Origin of the sequence: Paraburkholderia podalyriae (assembly GCF_014397785.1) — a bacterium.
GTDB lineage: Bacteria > Pseudomonadota > Gammaproteobacteria > Burkholderiales > Burkholderiaceae > Paraburkholderia > Paraburkholderia podalyriae.
This window is the reverse complement of the sequence record NZ_VZQQ01000047.1, coordinates 1-14617: the sequence shown is the minus strand read 5'-3', so window position 1 is coordinate 14617 and position 14617 is coordinate 1. Positions and strand designations below refer to the sequence as shown.

13 protein-coding genes and 2 pseudogenes are annotated in these 14617 nt (G+C 63.7%); 1 reads left to right on the top strand and 14 read right to left on the bottom strand.

All coding sequences use genetic code 11. From position 1 onward, the window contains the following. Window positions 1–282: 282 nt before the first annotated feature. The 14 genes and pseudogenes from F6X42_RS44420 to F6X42_RS32320 all read right to left on the bottom strand — a co-directional run. Window positions 283–513, bottom strand: a pseudogene (locus F6X42_RS44420) (hypothetical protein); the annotation flags it as partial. 59 nt (window positions 514–572) lie between these two features. After that, window positions 573–644, bottom strand: a pseudogene (locus tag F6X42_RS46035) (hypothetical protein); the annotation flags it as partial. Between the two features lie 101 nt (window positions 645–745). Further along, window positions 746–1861 carry a porin gene (locus F6X42_RS32375; protein ID WP_187638110.1) on the bottom strand — a complete coding sequence of 372 codons (1116 nt, stop codon included), beginning with the start codon at window positions 1859–1861 and terminating at the stop codon, window positions 746–748. Between the two features lie 455 nt (window positions 1862–2316). After that, on the bottom strand, window positions 2317–3327 hold the full coding sequence (locus F6X42_RS32370) for an SMP-30/gluconolactonase/LRE family protein (RefSeq protein WP_187638085.1): 1011 nt from the start codon (window positions 3325–3327) through the stop codon (window positions 2317–2319). 216 nt (window positions 3328–3543) lie between these two features. After that, window positions 3544–4038 carry a YbhB/YbcL family Raf kinase inhibitor-like protein gene (locus tag F6X42_RS32365; protein ID WP_187638084.1) on the bottom strand — a complete coding sequence of 165 codons (495 nt, stop codon included), beginning with the start codon at window positions 4036–4038 and terminating at the stop codon, window positions 3544–3546. A gap of 179 nt (window positions 4039–4217) precedes the next feature. Next, a complete protein-coding gene (locus tag F6X42_RS32360) occupies window positions 4218–5027 on the bottom strand; it encodes an SDR family NAD(P)-dependent oxidoreductase (RefSeq protein ID WP_187638083.1) in 810 nt (269 codons plus the stop codon). Window positions 5028–5167: 140 nt separating this feature from the next. Continuing rightward, window positions 5168–6328 (bottom strand): acyl-CoA dehydrogenase family protein, encoded by a 1161-nt coding sequence (locus F6X42_RS32355; protein WP_187638082.1) that lies wholly within the window; start codon window positions 6326–6328, stop codon window positions 5168–5170. After that, window positions 6325–8133 (bottom strand): acyclic terpene utilization AtuA family protein, encoded by a 1809-nt coding sequence (locus F6X42_RS32350; protein ID WP_187638081.1) that lies wholly within the window; start codon window positions 8131–8133, stop codon window positions 6325–6327. The genes F6X42_RS32355 and F6X42_RS32350 overlap by 4 nt, the downstream gene beginning before the upstream one ends. Continuing rightward, a complete protein-coding gene (locus tag F6X42_RS32345) occupies window positions 8118–8882 on the bottom strand; it encodes an enoyl-CoA hydratase-related protein (RefSeq protein ID WP_187638080.1) in 765 nt (254 codons plus the stop codon). Before F6X42_RS32345 ends, F6X42_RS32350 begins: the two co-directional genes overlap by 16 nt. Then, on the bottom strand, window positions 8879–10126 hold the full coding sequence (locus tag F6X42_RS32340; protein ID WP_187638079.1) for a CaiB/BaiF CoA transferase family protein: 1248 nt from the start codon (window positions 10124–10126) through the stop codon (window positions 8879–8881). The genes F6X42_RS32345 and F6X42_RS32340 overlap by 4 nt, the downstream gene beginning before the upstream one ends. 23 nt (window positions 10127–10149) lie before the next feature. Next, entirely contained in the window at window positions 10150–10698 is a 549-nt protein-coding gene (locus F6X42_RS32335; protein ID WP_187638078.1) for a 2,4'-dihydroxyacetophenone dioxygenase family protein, read from the bottom strand. Further along, entirely contained in the window at window positions 10695–11465 is a 771-nt protein-coding gene (locus F6X42_RS32330; protein ID WP_187638077.1) for a cupin domain-containing protein, read from the bottom strand. The genes F6X42_RS32335 and F6X42_RS32330 overlap by 4 nt, the downstream gene beginning before the upstream one ends. After that, window positions 11462–11728, bottom strand: a complete 267-nt coding sequence (locus tag F6X42_RS32325; protein WP_187638076.1) for a type 2 periplasmic-binding domain-containing protein — start codon at window positions 11726–11728, stop codon at window positions 11462–11464. The genes F6X42_RS32330 and F6X42_RS32325 overlap by 4 nt, the downstream gene beginning before the upstream one ends. A 98-nt stretch (window positions 11729–11826) precedes the next feature. Next, entirely contained in the window at window positions 11827–12618 is a 792-nt protein-coding gene (locus tag F6X42_RS32320) for a GntR family transcriptional regulator (protein WP_246530320.1), read from the bottom strand. 393 nt (window positions 12619–13011) lie between these two features. On the opposite strand from F6X42_RS32320, the gene F6X42_RS32315 reads away from it, so the two are divergent. Further along, window positions 13012–13500, top strand: a complete 489-nt coding sequence (locus F6X42_RS32315; RefSeq protein WP_187638075.1) for a 3'-5' exonuclease family protein — start codon at window positions 13012–13014, stop codon at window positions 13498–13500. Window positions 13501–14617: the final 1117 nt, after the last annotated feature.

Genomic DNA, 14617 nt, shown 5'->3' with positions numbered 1-14617 from the left:
AATCGCAGTCGACCACCTCAAATTTTTCGATGACCCGGGCGACCCTGATAGGGGAGCGTTGGTCGGTAGGCATCACGCATGGTGCGGGCGTACTCGCGTACCATCTACAGCGTCTCGCGCCGACGCGCCCATTCCCTGTATCGGCGTGGTCGTCTGCTTACGAGAAAGTCCAATGGCTGAAACGATTCGATAGCGCCTGTTCGGAGTGCCCGGAACCGGCCATTCGCGTTAGGTCGAACTCGCTGAGGTACGAAGGACCGCAACACGCCCTGAGCCAGTCCGTCAAGTGGTTTCAGAGGAAAGCGCGGCGCTTCCTGGAAGCGTCGCGCGTTCGAGAAGTGGCGAGCCATGTGTTCTCAACGCGTTCAGATAGGCGCTCTCATCGTAGGGTTTTCCCGTCTGCCAGCAACGGTAGAGGATGCGTATCCATTTGAACGCCAGCGCCCGCACCGCGGCCTGGTATGAACTGCCCTTTGCGCGCTGCTGCCGATAGTAGAGTCCGGCCCAGAACGATTTGTTGATCGTCTGGCGATCCTTTCTCCGATCGTGCCATGCTCATGCAGTGCTTTGCCAAATGTCCGGCGCGACTGCGCACGCTCGATCACAAGTTCGAGCGCAAGATCGGCCGCGTCAATCGCGCGCATGCAGTGGCGATGCGCCCAGGTACCAGGCGCGGCTGAGCCGACTAAAAATCACTGTCCTCTTCCCCGAGCAGATTGGTCGCCGGTCCGCGAACATATGTCGGCTAAAACCGGTGCGTCACGCCCATGAGCACCAGCGTCTGCGACGCGTTGGGTTCGGTCACGGCGATACCGGGCCAGCTCGTCGTCGCGCCTCCATTGTTCTTCATATAGCCGGCCCGCATGTACACGAACGTGCGCTTCGAAAGGCTATGTTCCGCGCCCACTTCTATTCCGGGCGTGTTGTCGTGTGAACCGCGCACATTACGTTCAATTACGGCGATCTGGATGGCATCCTGCGACGTCGCCTGAATCGTCGCCCCCACCTCAACAATGCTGACGGAATGGACCGTACCAAGACGGGCCGCGAGTGAACCCTCTGCGGCGTCTTTGGGTTGCACGTACAGATAGGCGAACTGCAGGTTCACGATACCGAACCGGTAAGCCAATGCCCCCGTGTAGTGAGCCGTTCCAACCAGTTCCAGGCGGCCAGGAAGTCCGGGAAAGCTCAACTGTCCAGCATGCTGATACTGGTATCCGAAACCAGCAAACAGGCCATAGTTAGAATAGGTTGCCGATACATCGAGAAAATTCCCCGACGTGGACGGCAAAGGCTGCGTGACCGTAGCGGCGAACGCGTACATCGCGTTGAACGTGAAACCGCCCAGATTCGGCGATTGATAGTTGATCGAATTGCTGGTGCGTCCGGTGGTGTACTGCGTCGACAAGGTGTTTCGGTCAATTGCGAGGACGGCCGCGGCGAGCGGCGAAATCACTTCATTGATGCGAAATGGGTCGACGGGGTAGACGACCTTGAAGCTCGGTTGATACTGACGACCGAAGGTCAGCGAACCGAAGTCAGCGTGACTCAACCCGACCCACGCCTGACGATAGAAGAGCGCATTGCTGTCCGCGAAGAACGTCCCGTTGTTCACGTTGAAGCCGCTCTCGAGGGCGAATTCGGCCGTCAACCCGCGGCCGAGGTCCTCACTTCCCTTGAACCCCAAAAGGGACGCTGAGGAGCCGCCACTTCTTTCGGAAAACGAATGAGTCCCACCGTTGTTCAAATACTGACCAAAAACGTCGACCACCCCATACAACGTCACACTCGACTGCGCTACTGCATGGCCTGCGGCAAGAACCAACGTAGCACCGCAAATTCCCCGGCTGATCGCACGCATGCTGCCTCCTATCGGCGCTTGCTTCATCAATATCTCCTCGCTCCCAGTGATCGTCCTGACCAGGCATCTTCATGTCGATTACATGTTCGATGTGCCGACATATTCAGTACTACATATCTGTAAAATCGCCATCACACGCCAGCGCTTTATGGCCCGCATCGTCCCGACGATGGAATCCGTACCTGGCGGCCCATCTCCATGCAAGCAATCTGGTTAGTCCAATTCACACCTGCGCTTCATGTGCCCGAATGACGAGGAGCTCGGGCGCGCGTACCGCAGTTCGAAGGCGAGGCTGGGATCGCACCCACCCTGGGATGTGCCGAGAAGTCGCGCGGCCTCAGAGCGAAGAGCGACTTCTGGGATCGATCGAGAATGTGCGGTAAAAGGACTGGGCATCTTATGGCGCGGATCCAGTCCCCGTTTGGGCATGGACTCTTGAGCGCATCCGGTCACTTCTAGTAAATGTCCGGTATCCGCCTCTTGATTTTCGAGATGGTGTGGACCTTCACCTGATGAGCCCACGGTCCATCGATTGTCCGTTCAGACTGCGAAACGACCGCGCCAAAATCGAGCGAAAGGTTGGTGACAAGAACCTCATCCCCGCGGAATACGAGGTTATTCGACCAGAGAAAGCCTATGGGCGCCCCCTCGCGATCGATTCCGCCGAAATCGCCGAGCTTTGCAATCACTCGCCCCTGCGTCGGTTCGAGTACGAGAATCTCGTTGGACTGGTTGCACGCGGTCCAGATGTTATCGTGCTCGTCAATGATCAGGCCGTCAGGTCCGCCGCCGACGCGATTGACGAAGACCTCAGGCGTGCCAGGTTCAAGCGTCGACCCGGTCGCCGGTATCTTGACAATCGTGTCGTTCGCTGTGTTGGCGACGAACAACGCTGTCCGCTCGTTATTGAACGCCAAACCATTCGCGCCGATGCGCGGTGCTGGCCTTGCCGGACTGAGCAGTGGGCTTTTGACCCACGCGAATGCTTCGCCGCCGCCCGGTCCAGTTTTCCAGATGATGCCCTGGTGAGAGTCGGTCACGTACACGTTGCCCGCAGCGTCGAACGTCATCCCGTCGAGGCCGGGATTATTACCCGTGACCGTCATGAAAACGGATGCGGCACCCGTGTTGGGATCGACGACCCAGACCTTCGCGGCCTGGTAATCGACCACAAGCAACTCGCCGGTCTGCGGATGGAACCCAAGATCGAGCAATAGCCTGCTTGAGCCTTTGACCCGAACAGTCCGAAGGTGCTTGCCATGTGGGTCGAACACAATGAGCGTTCCCTCACTCGTCTCAGGTTTGTTCGCCGCCACTGTGGCGACGTAGACGTTCCCCTGACGGTCGATGGTGATCCCCTCGGGATGCGCCTCACCCGGCGGCAACGTGGCAAATTTCTCGACCTTGCCGCGCTCCCAGGCGTTCGTGGTGAGCGGCGTCGTGAGCAACACCAGCAACGTCAGCATCGGCAATATCAGGATGCTTTTGGCTATGTTCGTTCTCAATTTGCAGTCTCCAAAGTTGGGGGTAGCTGTAATGCGTCGGATTATTCAATCGTGTCTGCCCCCATTGAATCCACCAGCGGTCCCACCACCAGCACCAGCAACGCCGTCCGCCCGCGTCGCGCCGAGCCGAGCGTTGGGGCTGGCGAGCGGTTCAAACAGTCGCAGCAAGGCGCACCCTCACCGGTTGTAGAGGCCGGTCAGGGTGGCCGTAGCGAGCGTGTTCTGGTAGATCATGAAGCGCACCACCGCGTTGGGCGCGTTGGCCGGCAGCTCCAGCTTGGGCACACCCATCGCGTGCACGGTGAAGACATAGCGGTGCGTGGGCAAGCCCTTGGGCGGGCAGGGACCGCCGTAGCCGGTGGCGCCGTAGTCGTTGGTGGCCTGAGTGCCGCTGGCGCCCAGGTCGGTGGCGTCGGCGGAGCCTACGCCCGCGGCGAGCTGGGTGACGGACGAATCGATATCGAACAGGATCCAGTGCCAGAAGCCGCTGCCGGTGGGTGCGTCCGGGTCGTACAGCGTCAGCGCGAAGCTCCTGGTGCCTGCCGGCGCGCCGTGCCATTGCAGCGCGGGCGAACGGTTCTGGCCGGTCCCGTCGAAGCCATCGAACTCATGCACCAGTTGCAGCCGTTCCTGATCTTTGAATTCAGGCGATATTACTGTGAAGTTGCTCACGCCATTTCCTTTGATTTACTTGATTTGAGAACCAGGAAAGCTGCATCGCCTGGATGTGCTCCAGAACCGATGCACTTATTTGTCATCGCGCCGCTTCCTCTAGCTGCGCCACGGCAACCCCTCGCGCGACACGTTCCGTCGCGGACGATTATTCAATCGTGTCTGCCCCATTGATTCCGTTATGCGGACAGGTCCGCGATAACCCGGGCATAGGGGGCGCCCATTTCCGTCGCTGTCGGATTGCGGCGCAGCGTCAGGCCGCCATTGACCTGCAGGTTCTGTCCCGTCATGAAGCACACGTCGCTTGCCAACCACAGAGCCGCTTCGGCGACGTCATCCACAGTGCCAATACGTCCGAGCGGATAGCCGGCCTCGAAGGCCCGCACTATTTCGGGGATGTTCAGGGCGTCACCCGACATCGGCGTGCGAGTGATGCCAGGAGAGATCGAATTGGCGCGAATTCCGAGCTGGCCAAAGTCGTTGGCCACGCAGCGCACGACGTGGTCGGTGCCAGCCTTGGTGCCCATATAGGCGGCGTGGTTCTCAAGCATGATCGTCGCGGTCGCGGACGAGATCATGATGATCGAGCCTCCAGGCGTCGGATTTTGCCTCATGGCTTTCACGAGCGCCTGCATGAACTGAAAGGGCCCCTTGAACTGGAGATCCATCATCGCCTGCAGTTCTTCCTCACTCGTGTCTTCGAACGGCCGGAGAAGTCCCCAGCCGGTGGCGTTGATGCCGACATCGACGCGGCCGTAGCGCTCGCCCGCGAAGGCGACGAGGGCGTCGACGTCTTCCTTGCGCGTGAAATCGCAAAGCCGGCTGGCGCCTCCGATTTCGCTTGCCAGGTGATCCAACGGCTGCGCGCGTCGTCCAGCCACAACCACGCTGGCGCCTTCGCCGGCGAAGCGTCGGGCAATGCACTGCCCCATGTTGTCTTGGCCGGCGGCGCCGACGACGATTACGACCTTACCCGCAAACCTCTTCATGAAACTGACCTCCCGCAAGGTTCATTCTCATTTCGCAGTCTCCAGGCCCGGGTTTATCGACCGTTGCTGATTGATCTGGTTGGTGTCGTCGGACGTGTCGTTGCCACGCCCTGGAGGCGGTTTGTCTCGCGCTGCGCAGGTCAGTACGACTTCGGCAGCCCGAGCGCCTGCTCGGCGACGTAGCACAGCGCGAGCTCCTGCGTCACCGGTGCGAGCAGCGACAGCACGCTTTCGCGCAGGCCGCGCTCAACGTGGTACTCCTTCGCGTAGCCGTAGCCGCCGTGCGTGCGCACCGCACGCAACGACGTCTCGAAACCGGCCTCCGCCGCCAGGTACTTGGCCGCCGTGGCCTCGACACCGCAGGGCCTGCCGGCGTCGTAGAGCGCCGCCGCCTTCCACATCAGCAGTTCGGCCGATTGCAGGCGCATCCAGCATTCCGCCAGCGGATGCTGGATCGCCTGGTTCTTGCCGATCGGCCGGCCGAACACGACGCGTTCCCTGGCGTAGTCGGTTGCCCGCGCCAGCGCTGTCTCAGCGGCGCCGAGCGCGGCAGCCGCGACGAGGATGCGCTCCGGATTCAGGCCATGCAGCAGGTACCTGAAGCCCTGGCCTTCGTCGCCGATTCGATCCTCGACGGGGATCTCCAGCCCGTCGATGAACAGTTCGTTCGAGTCCACTGCCTTGCGCGCCATCTTCTCGATCTCGCTGATGCGCACGCGCGATCGATCGAGGTCTGTGTAGAACAGTGTGACGCCGTCCATCGGCCGCGCGCATGCCTCGATCGCCGTCGTGCGGGCCACCAGCAGGATCTTGTTGGCGTGCTGCGCGGTCGAGGTCCAGACCTTCTGGCCGTGGACGATGTAGCGGTCGCCCGCGCGGCGGGCGAAGGTTCTGACGCGTGTGGTGTCGGAACCGACGCTGGGCTCGGTCACGCCGAAGCAGGCGCGATCCGAACCGTCGATCAACGGCGGCAGCATGCGCCGCTTTTGCGCCTCGCTGCCGAACACGACCACTGGCTGCGGGCCGAACAGGTTCAGGTGTACCGACGACACCGCCGCCGAGCCGAGCTTGCCGATCGTGCGCATCACCATCGCAGCCGCCGAGATGCCGAGGCCGGCGCCGCCATGTTCCTTGGGCATGGTCACGCCGAACCACCCGCCGCGGGCAACGGCGTCGCAGAACTCGCTGGGCCAGCGCCCATCGCGGTCCCGCTCGAGCCAGTAATCGGCGCCGAAGTCGGCGCAGCGGGCCTCGACGGCGTCGCGGATTGCAAGCTGGTCGTCGGAGAAGTCAAAATTCATGCGGGGAGCTCCTGCAACATGCCTGCGGGGACGTCGACCGGCATGTCAAGCAGCATCTGCGCCATGCCCTTGCCGAGCGGGTCATTGCGCAGCGACGCCATGCCGCCGCCGCCCAGCGCCCGCTCGCAGACGAGGTTGATGGCATGGATGCCGGGCAGCTCGTAACGGTGGACCGGCCCCTGCACCAGATGGCGGAGGTACTCCGCGACGCGTTCTGGCGTCACCTGGTCTCTCAGCACCGGCAGCAGGGCCGGATGCCGCGCGATGAGGCCGATGTTGGAGGTGTCACCCTTGTCGCCGCTGCGTCCCAGCGCGATTCTCAGGAGCGGCACGGTCTCGCGTATGCCGGGGGGCAGCGCACCCTCGATGGGCGCCAGCGGTCCAGGCGCGACCTGCGGTTGCGGTGACGGCAGCGTCACGGTGAACGTCGTCTCGCCGAGCGTGACCGTCGGCGTCAACTGCGCCTTCGGAATGAGCCAAGCGAACTGCCGCAGCACCGGCGACACAGAGGGACGGCCACCGGCACCGGTCGTACCGGGTGACCAGGACGTGCCGGGTGCGGCTAACTCGCGGCTGAACATCTCTAGTGCGCGCCGGTCGGCATGCGTCACCGTCAGGCGCAACACGACTTCGCGCGTCGGCAACGGTCGCGCATGCGGCCCGTAAGCCGACTCCGTGCCGAGCAGCTCGATATGGGTGGCCAGGAAATCCGCGAACCCGCTCTCATGCAGCAGCCGGCGGCCGCGCTCGAGCAGCGCCTCGCCCGTGCGTTTGGCCTTCGCTGCGGCGTCGATCCCGACGATAGTGAGCTGCCCGGACAGCTTGAAGCCCGCCGGCGCGGTGGCGCTGACCTTGTAGGTGCCGGTTGGCGGGCGGCCGCGTGCGCCGGTCACGAGCACGCGATGCGGCCCGGCCTGCTCCATGCGCACCTGGCGGAAGTCGCAGATCACGTCCGGCAGCAGATAGTTGGCCGGATCGCCTATCTCGTACAGCAGTTGCTCCCCGACGGTTGCGGGCGTGACAAGGCCGCCGGTGTCCGCGGGCTTGGTGACCACAAAGCTGCCGTCTTCGCGGCACTCGACGATCGGATAGCCGATGTTCGCCCAGTCCGGCACGCTGGCCCAGTCGGTGTGCAGGCCGCCTGTCGCCTGGCAGCCGCATTCGATGATGTGGCCGGCCAGGCTGCCGGCGGCGAGCCGGTCGAAGTCGTCGGCCGCCCAGCCGAACTCGTGCGTCAGCACGCCGAGGGTGACGGCACTGTCGACGCAGCGGCCGGTGATGACGATGTCGGCGCCCGCGGCCAGGGCTCGCGCGATGGGCAGTGCGCCGAGATAGGCATTGGCCGTCACCAGCCGTTCAGGCATCGGTTCGCCGCTGGACATTTCGACCGTGCCGGCCGTTCGCATCGCGGCGGCGAGCGGGAGCACGTCGTCGCCTTCGACGATCGCGACCCGCACCGGTACGCCGAGTTCGTCGGCCAGCGCCCGCACCGCCGCGGCGCATCCCCTCGGATTCACGCCTCCGGCGTTGCTGACGATGCGGATGCCCTGCTCGACGGCTTGCTTCAGCACCGAGCGCAGCGCCACCGTGACGAAGTCGATGGCGTAGCCTTCCTCCGGCCGTTTCATGCGCGCGCCCGCGAGGATCGACATGGTGAGCTCGGCGAGATAGTCGAACACGAGGTAATCGATGGCGCCGCAGCGCACCAGCTGCAGCGGCCCGAGGCTGCTGTCGCCCCAGAAACCCGAGGCGCCGCCGATGCGCACAACCTTGCCCGGCGTCGCGGATGTCAGTTGCCCGTCCATTGCGGTTTCCTTTTTTCCTTGAATGCGGCCAGGCCCTCGCGCGCGTCCTGGGTCAGGGCCAGCAGGCCGATCTGCCCTTCGCCGAAGGCGATCGCCTCTTCGAAGGACATCGAGCGCATCGCCTTCATCGCATACATGCCGCGCCGCAGCGCCGTGGGTGAGTTGGCGAGCAGCCGCGACAGCAGGCGCTCGAGCGCAGCGTCGAGGTCGTCAGCCACCTCGTTCACCAGACCGATCTCGCGTGCCCGCGCCGCGTCGATGGGCTCGCCCGTCAGGCACAACTGCGCCAGGCAGCGCAGCGGCAACTGGGCCTGCAGCACGGCGAGCACCTGCATCGGGAACACGCCCACCTTCACCTCGGGCAGGCCGAAGCTCGCGTGCCGGGCCGTGATGGCGAGATCGCACATCGCGAGCAGGCCCATGCCGCCGGCCATGCAGGCGCCGTTGACCCGCGCGACGAGCGGCACGTTCAGCGTGCGGGCCGTGCGCAGCAGGTCGGCATAGGCGCTGGTCGGCGTGGCGTAGTCGAACGCGAAGGCATCCCCGCCCAGGTCGGCGCCGGCGCAGAACGCCTCGTCGCCCGCACCGGTGAGCACCACCGCGCGAATCGTCTTGTCAGACCTGGCGCGGTGCAGCGCTTCCTGCAACGTGCCGATCACTTCCGCGTTGAGCGCATTCCGGCGCTCCGGGCGGTCGATGGTGAGAATCAGCCGCCCGTCCTGCCGGCTGGCGTGCACGACCTCGCTCATGCTTCGACTCCCGTTGACTCGCTGCACACCGCCACTTGCGTCACGCCCGCCTGCACCATCTCGCGGATCTGCTGCGGCGAGTAGCCGGCCTCGGCCAGCACTTGTGCGCTGTGCTCACCCAGCAACGGCGGCGGGCGCAGCGGCGGCAGCGGGGTTTGCGGCCATTCGCTGGGCACCGCCATGGTTCGCAGCATGCCCTCAGTGGGATGCTCGAACTGCTGGAAGAACTTGATGTCCTGCAGGTGCGGATCGTCCATCAGCGACTCGAAGGTGTGCACCGGCAACACCGGGATGCCAAGCGGCTCCAGCAGCTCGCGCCATTGCTGCGTGGTCTGAGCTTTCAGCTTGTCGGCGAGGATCTCGTACAGCGCCTCGACATGCTGCGTGCGCGATTCGCCGTCGGCAAACCGCGGGTCGCTGTTGAACCGCTCGGCCTCGCCCACCACGCGCATGAAGGCCTGCCACTGTTCGTCGGTGTAGACGACGAGGCACACCAGGCCGTCCTGCGTGGCGTACGGCCGCCGCTGCGGGTTGAGCAGCCGCGGATAGCCGAAGCCGCCGCGCGGCGGGATGAACGTGTGGCCGTACAGATGATCGCCCAGCATCATCTGCGCGGTGGTCTCGAACATCGGCACGTCCACCGCCTGACCGCAGCCCGTGCGCTCGCGCGCCAGCAGGGCCGCGCAGATCACGCCGAACGCGTACAGGCCCGTGGCCCGGTCCGAGAGGTTGAGCGGGGCATAGCGCGGCACGTCGGAACCGGCCCGCACGCTGGCCTCGGGGATCGCGACGGCCGCCTGGATCAGGTCGTCGAAGGCGCGCGAGTCCGCATAGCGGCCGCGCTGGCTGAAGCCGAAGGTGCCGACGTAGACGATGCGCGGGTTCACCAGCCGCAGCGCCTCGTAATCCAGCCCGAGGCGCTGCATCGCCTGCGGCCGCACGTTGTAGACCAGTGCGTCGGCCGTCTGCGCCAGCTTCAGCAGCGCTTCCTTGCCGGCAGGGCGCTTCAGGTCCAGCATGACGCTGCGCTTGTTGCGGTTCAGGTTGAGGAACAGCGGGCCGGCGCCCGAGCGCCCGCCGGGTCCGACGGCGCGCAGCATGTCGCCGCCGGGCGGCTCCACCTTGATCACGTCGGCCCCCAGGTCGGCCAGCATCTGCGTGGCCGAAGGTCCCATGACGACTTCGGTGATGTCGATGATGCGCAGGCCGGCCAGCGGCCCACCCTGGTTCGAGTCGTTGTTCATTCTGTGCGTGCTCCTCTTTCCGGTCAGGAACCGGCTACGTCCGCGCCGTTGCCGCGGATATAGGGCACCGGTCCGATGTCGCGCGCTGCCGCGAGGGCCTCGATCGCGTACCGGATCGAAACCGCGTCATTGAGCGAGTGGAACGTGCCGTCATCGTTGAAGCTGACCTGCGCGCCTTCGATCCAGGCGATAGTGATGGTGTCCTCGGTGTTGTCCTCGGGGGTGTAGAAGGTGTGCACCGAGCCGCCCGGCTCGTACAGGTAGGAGCCTGCCGTCTGCCGCTGCTCGGGGTACTCGCGATACGCCCAGCAGCCCTGGATCGTCCACACCTGCGCCGTACCGGTGTGGTAGTGAATCGGCAGTGAGCAACCGGGTTCCAGGATGGCCATGAAGACCCACTCGCCGCGCTCCAGGTCAAGGCGCAGCGGCTTGATATGGATGCCCGGAAAGACATCCCTGATCAGCGGGATCTGCTCGATGTTGACGGTCAGGAGCTTGTCCTGTGGCAGAGCGGGCAGCGGCAGCGGGGCGCCGGTAGCTGTGGTGGGCTGCGCGAGCATTCTTGCGTTCATGAATTGTCTCCCGTTGTTACTGGATTTAAAGCAGTGGATGGAAGCCGCCCCTTGATAAGGAAGCCGGACGCAGGCTGCTCCGGCAAACAGCGCAGGGAGGCGGCGGCCCCGCGCGGAAGAAACAGGAAGTCGCCCGGGGCGAGACCGAAGTGCTGCCCATCGACACGTGCGTCGACCCGTCCGTGTTCGACGTAGAGAACCTGCTCGGCGTCAGGCTCCGCGGTGCAGACCGATGCGCTGCCGGCAGGCATGCGCAGCGCCGCAATGTCGACCCAGCGCGCGCCAGCGGTCTCGCGGTCGATGAGGGGAACCGTGCCGGTGGCGGCGTCGCCGGCGGCAAGCACGCGCACCTTGCCGTGAGCAGGCGCGGCGGCAGCGCCGTCGGGTTCCGTGATCGTGTGCGCCGGGTTCTCGCCATACGGCGGCGTATAGACGACCAGCACACGCCCGGGCTGGTCGCTGGTCACGCGAAACGAATGGAACACGCCTGCCGGCACGTAGGCCCAGGTCCCGGGCTCCATCGCTTCCACGCGGCCCTCCGCCCCCGACTCGCCGGTTCCCTCGATCATGTAGGCGCATTGCTCCAGGTGGGGATGCGCGTGCGGCCGCGCGCCGTGCGATTTCACGATCGTGCCGACCAGCACTTCGAGCGCCGTCGCGCCGACAGTCTCGGGGCCGATCACGCGCACGTTGGAGGTGCCGGTGTGGTTCGCCGGCGCGTAGGCGGCAAGATCGGCCGCCCTGACCATGATAGGTACGGGCTTCATTCTGCCTGGCTCCCTGCGGTCTTGACCGCCGGGACGGTGGCCTGCGCCGCCATGAAGCCGGAGGCGTTGGGACGGTTTTCCACGATGGCGGGCTGGCCCTTCCTGGCGGGCAGCGACTGGTCGAGCACGCGCCCCCTGCCGTCCGTTCCGCTTCCGACCGGAAAGGGAACGATGAACTTGATGGGCTCGGCCGGATAAGGGGCCGCCGCCATCGCTTGCGACGCGAGCACGGGGGCAGCCAGGAGGAAGAGAAGGTTCCGCATGCGCATTAAGCTCCAGTGAGGAATCAGCTTCGAGGAGTTAAACCTAAATGACTAATGTTAGTAGTTTAGGCATGCGCAAAGTGGCGTCAAGTGCGGGCTTACCCGACAGCCCGCCGCTGGGGCTCGGTGATCCCGGGCACGGTTTTCAGGGCGGACGCGGGGAGGTCGATCTCGGAGACGTAGCGGTCGCCCCGATACCAGGTCGCACCGGCGTACAGCACGTTGCCTTTGCCGTCAACCAGGCGTCGCGACATCTTCGCGACGGGCGAGGCAAACGGGATCTTCAGCATATCGCACAGAGGGAAATCCGCGGGTATCACGGTCACGCGTTGCCGCAAGCGTTTGCAGCGCGCGCCCAGTTTGTCGAGCACCGCGGCGAGCAGCTTCCGCTTCATGGCGATGTCCCTGGGCAGCGATTCGAAAACCGGCGTGGGCACATAGATTTCGGCGTAGCAGAAGGGCTCGCCGGAATAGGTGTGCAGTTTGCGGACGCACACGTATTCGCCAGCCGACCGGTCATCCGGCCCGAGCAGCTCCTGGGGCAGCAAGGTGCGGCGCCCGACTTCGAGTATCTCGAAGGCAAGCGGCTGCGGCGCGGCGAAGGGGTTGTTGATCACCTGTTCGAGGTCGCCCGTGGCGGCGGGCAGCGCTGCGACGTGGGTCCCAACGCCCCGCTGGCTGCGGAGCAGCCCTTCCTTGGAAAGCAGCTCGTATGCTTGCCGGACGGTGACGACGGCGACGCCCACGTCGTCCGCGAGCTGCGTGATCGGCGGCAACTGCGTGCCGAGCGGGTACTCGCCCTTCGCGATTCGGTGCCGCAGCAGGGACGCCAGTCGCTGATATTGTGCAACGCCGCGCTCGGCTGGCAGCTCTGGCCGCGCGGTCTCCATGTGTCGCTCATCCGCCATCATATAAATCCTAAATAACCAACATTCGAATTATATGTCAGCGGTGGGCGAGCAGAAGATCGCGTTCCTGGCACCCTCTTGGCCCCCCACCAGGTTCCTTTGCGGGCTTAGCGTGAACTGACAACGGCACCGAGATGTTCACGGTTGGCGTCGTGCGGTTGCCAGCGCAGTTGCAAACGCGGGTTTCGCCGCGAAACACAATTGGAAGCAGAAAAGAAAGACAAGAATTTTTATCTGGAAAAGATAACCAGCTCCGGTCACATCGGAGTTCGGTTTCCGCTATATTTTCGAGAACACTCAGCTTTCCCTTACATTTACAATCGGTCTGGAACGGCGTCGCAGTTGATCGTTAAACTACGACTTTAGGAGTTCATCGTGCTGCTGTTTCTCGATACCGAGTACACCGGCTTCGGGCAGCGGATTCCCCGGCTGATCAGCTTGGGGATTGTTGTCGAAGACGCTAGCCGCGAGCTTTATATTGAGTTCTCGGACACGTGGCAAATCGAAGATTGCTCAGACTTCGTCAAAAGGGAAGTTCTGCCATTGCTTGAGGGCTCGCCCCTTACGTTCGAACAAGGTCGCGTTCGCCTGCGGGAATGGTTTTTCAATGCTCCGCGTGCGGTCCGGATAGCGAGCGACTCGAGCACAGACTTTCGGTTCCTGCTGGAATTGCTGGGCCATCCTCTTCCGGAGAATCTGGCACCCACCTTTTTTGACTTGCGACCGTTAATCGACACTGCAGTCTATGACCGAACGGTGCAGAACTATTATGCGAAAGACAATCGTGTACATCACGCCCTTGTCGATGCCCGCGCGTACCGCCAAGGTTGGCTAGCTTGGATGGATGGACGCAAGGCCGGCTAGGCCGCCCAATCATAAGATGACGAGTTCACCGCTGGCGAGCTTCAACATATCAATTGCTTCGCTTTCAGCGGCTAGCACAGGATGCCACGACCTGAAAACGCATAGCGCCGCGCCAGACGTTGCAGTCCGCCGCCATCCCAACGGGCAACAATTTTGCCGGAATGCTAATCGGAACATCACTGATCGGATGAACGTACAATGATTCCCTTCGCTGTTGATGTTTGGGTCGGACTGAAATTAGCTCGCCGCGTCAATCTCGTCTCCGACGTGTTCCTGACCTTGACGGGCAGGAGCGCCAACGAATGTCCGCGGGCACACTTTTACTGTCCGAGTGCCCGCGTTGCACCCTCCCTTTCTCCTGCCAACGCCTTGGCGCTCTGACTGTGGCATCGCCGGCAACACCACCTGGAACCACTCAGAATCAAACTGACGACACCAGTCGCCCAGATCAGAATTTTTGTAGTGAAGCTGCTTCCGCGTTCGAACTCCTTGCTCCAGATAGCGCATGACCTTGGAGCGATTCAGCTCTCGAAGACCTTCGACGCCTCCCGAACCACAGGTCGCAGACCTCGTTGGCAGAACGAGGCGCGCGGCCGACGCTGTTACGCGGACTTGGGCCGATAAGACGAAAGGACATCCATTTAGGTTCTGGTTTCGATCACAACAGTTTGCGCGACCGAACGCAGTGGGGCTATGAGTTGCAATATAAACGGCGCACGGAAACTGATGGCTGCTCTATCGTCGCGGTGGTGACTGGGTGCAGTCGGCTACTATTCGACGGCCCTAGTCGGCGAGGGCACGCTGTCGATAGAGACAGAGAAGATCGCGTTCGGCGGCGAGGATACAGGCAGCAAGTTCGCCAAACAGATGGGCAGCGGAGAAAGCGCCTCAGCGCAGCTCGGAAAACCCCATTCGAACTTGTCGCGGGCCCGACGTCGGCAACGCTGACCGTAGCCGCCATTGGCGGGCGGTCGCGCCAGCGGCTGCTTTGGCCGAACGGACTAAACCGCTCGCGCGGTAGGGGGCTACGGCCCGACTCTGGCGGCGAATGGGAGGCGAGTGGCGCCGGTGCTTATGTTGGTGGTTGAGGCAATCCGCCTCGTCCTCCAGCAGGAGT

Bases quoted from the DNA above. Each gene is read 5' to 3' on its own strand.
- F6X42_RS32320 (WP_246530320.1), bottom strand. From the start codon at position 12,618: ATGGAGACCGCGCGGCCAGAGCTGCCAGCCGAGCGCGGCGTTGCACAA.
- F6X42_RS32330 (WP_187638077.1), bottom strand. From the start codon at position 11,465: ATGAAGCCCGTACCTATCATGGTCAGGGCGGCCGATCTTGCCGCCTAC.
- F6X42_RS32375 (WP_187638110.1), bottom strand. From the start codon at position 1,861: ATGCGTGCGATCAGCCGGGGAATTTGCGGTGCTACGTTGGTTCTTGCC.
- F6X42_RS32360 (WP_187638083.1), bottom strand. From the start codon at position 5,027: ATGAAGAGGTTTGCGGGTAAGGTCGTAATCGTCGTCGGCGCCGCCGGC.
- F6X42_RS32350 (WP_187638081.1), bottom strand. From the start codon at position 8,133: ATGGACGGGCAACTGACATCCGCGACGCCGGGCAAGGTTGTGCGCATC.
- F6X42_RS32335 (WP_187638078.1), bottom strand. From the start codon at position 10,698: ATGAACGCAAGAATGCTCGCGCAGCCCACCACAGCTACCGGCGCCCCG.
- F6X42_RS32340 (WP_187638079.1), bottom strand. From the start codon at position 10,126: ATGAACAACGACTCGAACCAGGGTGGGCCGCTGGCCGGCCTGCGCATC.
- F6X42_RS32370 (WP_187638085.1), bottom strand. From the start codon at position 3,327: ATGCTGACGTTGCTGGTGTTGCTCACGACGCCGCTCACCACGAACGCC.
- F6X42_RS32355 (WP_187638082.1), bottom strand. From the start codon at position 6,328: ATGAATTTTGACTTCTCCGACGACCAGCTTGCAATCCGCGACGCCGTC.
- F6X42_RS32325 (WP_187638076.1), bottom strand. From the start codon at position 11,728: ATGCGGAACCTTCTCTTCCTCCTGGCTGCCCCCGTGCTCGCGTCGCAA.
- F6X42_RS32345 (WP_187638080.1), bottom strand. From the start codon at position 8,882: ATGAGCGAGGTCGTGCACGCCAGCCGGCAGGACGGGCGGCTGATTCTC.